Below are 5,453 nucleotides of genomic sequence, written 5' to 3'. Positions count from 1 at the left end.
CTGCTTCGGTCCATCGACCGGTTTGTCGATCTGTGCAGCATCCGCACCCATCTTGCCGGTTTCTACAGCCACACAGGCCGCCCGTCGGTCGATCCCGAGCTGCTGATCAGGATGCTGCTGGTCGGGTATTGCTTCGGCATCCGGTCCGAGCGCCGGCTGTGTGAAGAGGTGCATCTGAACCTCGCGTATCGCTGGTTCTGCCGCCTTGATCTGAGTGACCGGGTCCCGGATCATTCGACGTTTTCAAAGAACCGCCACGGTCGGTTCCGCGACAGCGAATTGCTGCGCCACCTGTTTGAGACGACCGTCGCGCGTTGCATCGCGGAAGGTCTGGTCAGCGGTCAGCGCATGGCCATCGATGCCAGCCTGATCGAAGCGGATGCCAACAAGCAGAACTCGACGCCGAAGGACGACTGGGACGCAGCGAGCATCGACCCGGCGGATGCCCCTCGCGCCGTGCGCGAGTATCTCGACACACTGGACGAGGCGGCATTCGGTGCGGCCAGCGAGGTCCAGCCCAAGTTCACCTCGCATTCCGACCCGGCCAGCCAGTGGACCGCAGCACGCAAGGGTCCGGCATTCTTCAGCTATTCGAACAACTACCTGATCGACACGGATCATGGCGTGATTGTCGATGTGGAAGCCACGAGGTCGATCCGGCAGGCCGAGGTCGGCTCGACCAAGACCATGCTGGACCGGGTGAAGGCCAGGTTCGACCTGCATCCCGAACGGCTGATTGCGGACACCGCCTACGGCACCGGGCCGATGCTGGGCTGGCTGGTCGACCGCAAGATCGCCCCGCACATTCCGGTCTTCGACAAGTCTGGCCGCAGCGATGGCACCTGGAGCCGGGCGGACTTCGAGTGGGACGCCGAGAACGACCAATACGTCTGCCCCGAGGGCCAGACACTGAAGCAGTTCCGTCGGAACTATTCCGATCCAAACCGGGGGCCGACCAGTGAGGGGCGGGCCAAATACCGTGCCTTGAAACTGACCTGTCAGGCCTGCCCGTCGAAACAGAAATGCTGCCCGAACGCAGATGCCAGATCCATCACCCGCGAGGAGCACGAAGACGCCCGGCAAGTTGCACGCGACCTCGCCAAGACCAAACAATACGACATCTCGATGAAGCTCCGAAAGAAGGTCGAGATGCTCTTCGCGCACCTCAAACGCATCCTTGGCTTGGGGCGGCTCCGATTACGTGGACCATGCGGCGCAAATGACGAATTCCTCCTTGCCGCAACCGCCCAGAACCTCCGCAAACTGGCCAAGATCTTTCCTGCACCGCAGCAAACGCGCAAAGCCTGATAGGAAAGGCGCGCGTGCCGGATTTGGAACAGCTATTTCTGCGCTCGCAAACGTTAGTTTTTCCACGGAATCGGCGGACAGCCGACCTTCGCCGCAGCAGCGAGCCATCCAAGCCGTGACGTTGGAAGCCGACATTCAGACCACCTCGAACACGGGCTTGGCGCTGCACCGCTGCAAGGCGGTTTCCAGCCGTATCGACCGATGCGGCGTTGGCCTCGGATGGCTGCTATCTTTGTTTTTCCGGCAGAGACTGCCCGCTGACAAAGGTGTAGGAACTGCGCACCAGTCGAAGCACTACATCTAATTCGGCCTCGTCGAGCGGTGTGTAGATCATAACGAACCCCTCCCAGCCCGGGCGTTGATCGGCCCAAGGGTGTGCCACGGCCCAGCCGGCGTCTATAGCGGCAAGGGCTGTTTCGGGGTGCAGCGCGGCATGAAGGCTGCCATCTGGGTGAAGATGCGCAAACTCGCGCCCGCCGACGATGGCCTGCGGTTGTGCGATCGGGACGTCGCGCGTCAGCTGAAACCCGACCGCACCGGGGAGCGATACGCGGGTCGCCCCAAGAACGACCCCGGGAAATTCAGCGACTTGACGCAGCATTTCTTCCGACAGCTCGGGAACCGGCAACACGCCGATCTGCACGTGGGGCACGCCGGTCGTCGTATCCGGGCGCGCGCCATCCCGCATCGGGAAAGTCACGGTCTGAGCGGACGCGGGTGCTGACAGTGCAAGCAGAGAAGCCACGGCCGAGGTCAAAACAAGATTTGGAAGTCTTGGCATCTCGATATCCTTTTGGTCCCGACAGCAGCTTTGCTTGGCGGGCTCAAGTCGTGTGAAAGGCCTGGCTCACGGCGTAGGTGTCCTCGAACCAGTTCCACAGCACGACCTGTCCGTCGCGCACCTTGGCGCGCAGGGCAAAGGTGAACTCGTCGGTTTCCGCGCCAGAAGCCGTCAGCCGCAATTTCATCCGACCGAAAACGGCCACGGTGTCACCGGAGGCAAAAGCATCCTGGTTTTCCCAGTGGGCCACCTGAACATTCTGCGAGAACGTGCCGAGGAAGCCGAAGATCGCCTCCTTGCCCTCCCATGTGCCGATCCATGGCAGGTCAGGGTCGCCTTCGTTCTGCCAGACCATGTAGTCCGCCATGAGCGCGCCCATGCTGTCCATGTCACCGCCACCCATGGCTCCCATGAAGGCCATGACCGTATCGAGCGAGGCTTGAGATTCGTCGTTGGTGGTCTGCGCGGTCGCCGGCACTGCAAGGGCGATCCCCGTTGCGGCGGCTGCCGATGCGGCAAGAAGCTGTCGTCTGTGCATGTTGATACTCCTGTCGGGGGTGAGATCACCGGCCGGACAGCTGCTGCAAAGCGCTGGCCCAGTCTTCGACGTGATAGGTGCGGACAATTACGCCGTTGTCCAACTCGTGAATGTCGATGGTCAGGATGTCGAAGCCGCGCCCTTCGCCATCTACACCGAAGAACGGGCCTGTCGGCGTTCCCGTCGCACGGCTGCGCACGGTCACGAAATCGCCGTCCTGATGCATCGCCTGCACGGACCAGTCGAGTTCCGGGATGAGCTGGCTGAAGAACCCCATCTGGCCGACGAACCCGTCGCGGCCCTCGTTCTCGCCAGAATAGTCACCCACGCTTTCCCAGGTCTCGGACGTTGCGCCAAGGAATGCCGCGACGTGCGTTTCCGAACCGGGGTTGCTGAGCAGATCGTAGAAGGTTTGCACGGTCGCCATGTCGTCGGCGGCTGCGCTGGTCGCGATGGCTGTCAGCCCAAGCGCGGCTGCTGCAAGAGTTGTTCGGAACGTGTTCATGGATGTGTCTCCTGATTGGTCGTTGACGGTGGCGCGCGGTTGCGGGTCCTCCGGGACCAAGATGGACAAACCCCGATCCCAGCATAAGATAGGATGGATAAATTTAACTGTTCGGAAAACTGACACTATGATCGACCGACTGCGCCAGATGGCGATCTTTGCCAAGACGATCGACCATGGGTCATTCCGTGGGGCTGCGCGGGCGCTGCGGCTGTCGCCCTCCGTGGTCAGCCACCATGTCTCCGAGCTCGAAGAAAGCCTTGGCGTGGCCCTGATCTACCGATCCACGCGCAAGCTCACCTTGACGCCGGAGGGTCAGAGGTTGCTCGCGGCCACGCACAAGATGCTGGAGGCCGTCGAAGGGGAACTGGCCGCCCTGTCCGTCTCCGCAAACGTGCCGAGCGGAGAGCTGCGCCTGACCGTGCCATCCGTCCTGTCACAATCCCATTTCATCGAACGGATCGCGGCGTTTTCCAAGACCTACCCGCGCATCCGGCTGTCGCTGGATTTTTCCGACATCCGACGCGCGCTGATCGATGACGGCTTTGATATCGCGATCAGGATGGCCTCCGAGCCAAAGACATCCGCGACGTCGCGAAAGCTGTTTATGGTCAAGCGCAGACTGATCGCATCGGTCGACTACCTCGCGACAAGACCGGCGCCGGATCATCCCGGTGACCTGGCCGGCTGGGACTGGCTGGCTCTGACACCGGCCCGGCACGTTCCCGTGAGCTTCAGAAAATCAGATGGCACCCACACGACGATCAAGCCCGAAGCGCGCGTCTTTGCCAATGATGCGCAGGCACTCTATCGCCTGGCGCGCGCGGGTGCAGGGATTGCCATTGTTCCGGATTTCCTGGCGCAGGAGGACGAGGGGCGCGGGGCGATCAGTCATGTGCTTCCGGACTGGGGATTACAGGCGATCACCGTTTTCGCGGTCTGGCCAAGCAACGCGCCGAGACATGGCCTCATCCATCTGGCATTAGATGCTCTGGCCCAAACCCAGCCCTAAGGCAGGCTTTGGCGCTGGTAGCACGAGCGGCAGTTCTGTCAGCACTGCTGACCTTGGCCTCCCAGCGGATGCTGCGCGAGGTCGCGGATGTCCAGTTCGGAGGAGCCGCACCGCAGCGTTGACCATCCGGGTGGAGGTCGGCTCCGGGGCCCAAGCGACAGTGTTTTCGCAGGGAAGGAAACTGATCGGATTGTGCGGCTCACCCCGCCGGGCAGGGCATCCCGGCGGCGGTCCAGACCGCCATGTCCTCCAGATGCGCTTGCAGGCTGCCGGGGGCCGGCTCGCGGCCCGCGCCGGGCTCGAAGCTCCAAGTGATGAAGCCGATCACCTCGGCATCGTGCAGGATGTGCTCGATCAGCCCGGCCTCGTCGCGGCCGCCGTTCCGATCCGGGTCGCGCATCTGGGCGCAGATCTCGGCGCTGCTGCGGTCGGTCCATTGGAACTCCACCGGGGCAAGCCGCCAGTCCATGCCGGTCTGCGGCGCCGCGTGCGGCACGGTGTTTTCTCGAGTCGAGGTCTGGTGGCAGGCGTTGCAAGATATGGTTTCTGTCCCGATCCGGCTTTCGCCGGCGTTGATCGCCATGCCGTGGATGCGGTCGGGCGCCTGCACCGTCCCCCAGAGCGGCAAGTTGTCAGCGCCCACATGGCAATTGACGCAGCGCGGGTGGGTCAGAACCATATGTATGCTGTCCCAGGCGGCCAACCCGTCCTCAGGCGCGACCGTGCCGACGTCCGGCAGCGCCGAGAGGTCCAAACCATGCTCGCCTTCGGCAAGGGCATGGGTTCCAAGCGCGAGACTGGCCGCGACGATCAGGGGAAGACGCATCGCGGGCCTCATGCGAAATCCACCGATCTGCTGAACGGCATCTCGCGCGGGCGCTGGCCCGTGGCGGCGAAGATCGCGTCGGCCAGCGCGGGGGCAGCAGGGGCTGTCGCGGGTTCGCCAAGGCCGCGCACCCGTTCAGCGCGGCCAAGAAGCTGCGTATGGAACCGCGGTGTCTGGTGCAGCCGCATCCCCTCGAATGCGTGGAAATTAGTCTGCTGCACTGCGTGGCCCTCATAGGTCAATTCGCAGTTCATCGCATGGCCGAGACCGAAGATCGCCGCCCCGGTCAGTTGCGTCTCGGCGTTGACGGGGTCGAAGACGGTGCCGCAATCGGCGGTAATCCAGATCTCGTCGATACGCAGACCGCGCTCGGTCATGGTCACGTCGATGACCTCGGCAACGGGCACGCCATGGGTATGGGCGAAGGCGATGCCGCGTCCGCGCCCCGGCCCGATGTCGGAACCAGACCAGTTCGACATCTCT

The 5,453-nt window shown here is 63.2% G+C and carries 7 protein-coding genes; 2 read left to right on the top strand and 5 right to left on the bottom strand.

Going from position 1 to position 5,453, the window contains the following annotated elements:
* A partial coding sequence (locus LCF60_RS23220; RefSeq protein WP_292294910.1) for an IS1182 family transposase occupies positions 1–1,308 on the top strand: 1,308 nt, incomplete at its 5' end.
* 226 nt (positions 1,309–1,534) lie between these two features.
* Here LCF60_RS23220 and LCF60_RS23215 read toward each other — a convergent pair.
* The 3 genes from LCF60_RS23215 to LCF60_RS23205 form a co-directional block, all read right to left on the bottom strand.
* Positions 1,535–2,053 carry a luciferase family protein gene (locus LCF60_RS23215; protein WP_292294909.1) on the bottom strand — a complete coding sequence of 173 codons (519 nt, stop codon included), beginning with the start codon at positions 2,051–2,053 and terminating at the stop codon, positions 1,535–1,537.
* A gap of 79 nt (positions 2,054–2,132) precedes the next feature.
* Positions 2,133–2,627 carry a nuclear transport factor 2 family protein gene (locus LCF60_RS23210; protein ID WP_292294908.1) on the bottom strand — a complete coding sequence of 165 codons (495 nt, stop codon included), beginning with the start codon at positions 2,625–2,627 and terminating at the stop codon, positions 2,133–2,135.
* A gap of 25 nt (positions 2,628–2,652) precedes the next feature.
* The gene (locus LCF60_RS23205) at positions 2,653–3,132 is read right to left on the bottom strand and encodes an ester cyclase (RefSeq protein WP_292294907.1); all 480 of its coding nucleotides are present in this window, start codon (positions 3,130–3,132) and stop codon (positions 2,653–2,655) included.
* A 127-nt stretch (positions 3,133–3,259) separates the two neighbouring features.
* On the opposite strand from LCF60_RS23205, the gene LCF60_RS23200 reads away from it, so the two are divergent.
* Positions 3,260–4,144: a LysR family transcriptional regulator gene (locus LCF60_RS23200; protein ID WP_292294906.1), complete on the top strand. Its 885-nt coding sequence runs from the start codon at positions 3,260–3,262 to the stop codon at positions 4,142–4,144.
* A gap of 199 nt (positions 4,145–4,343) precedes the next feature.
* On the opposite strand, the gene LCF60_RS23195 is transcribed toward LCF60_RS23200, so the two are convergent.
* Together LCF60_RS23195 and LCF60_RS23190 are read right to left on the bottom strand one after the other, a co-directional pair.
* Positions 4,344–4,970: a hypothetical protein gene (locus LCF60_RS23195; RefSeq protein ID WP_292294905.1), complete on the bottom strand. Its 627-nt coding sequence runs from the start codon at positions 4,968–4,970 to the stop codon at positions 4,344–4,346.
* 8 nt (positions 4,971–4,978) lie between these two features.
* Positions 4,979–5,453: molybdopterin cofactor-binding domain-containing protein (locus LCF60_RS23190; protein WP_292294904.1), on the bottom strand; the 475-nt coding region annotated here is incomplete at its 5' end.

This window comes from Marivita sp., from assembly GCF_020055635.1.
Classification (GTDB): Bacteria; Pseudomonadota; Alphaproteobacteria; order Rhodobacterales; family Rhodobacteraceae; genus Marivita.
Note: the sequence above shows the minus strand (reverse complement) of the source record. Positions and strands in the feature narration are given on the sequence as shown.

Excerpts from the sequence above, each read along its gene's own strand:
- LCF60_RS23210 (WP_292294908.1), bottom strand. The coding sequence starts at position 2,627 with ATGCACAGACGACAGCTTCTTGCCGCATCGGCAGCCGCCGCAACGGGG.
- LCF60_RS23205 (WP_292294907.1), bottom strand. The coding sequence starts at position 3,132 with ATGAACACGTTCCGAACAACTCTTGCAGCAGCCGCGCTTGGGCTGACA.
- LCF60_RS23200 (WP_292294906.1), top strand. The coding sequence starts at position 3,260 with ATGATCGACCGACTGCGCCAGATGGCGATCTTTGCCAAGACGATCGAC.
- LCF60_RS23195 (WP_292294905.1), bottom strand. The coding sequence starts at position 4,970 with ATGCGTCTTCCCCTGATCGTCGCGGCCAGTCTCGCGCTTGGAACCCAT.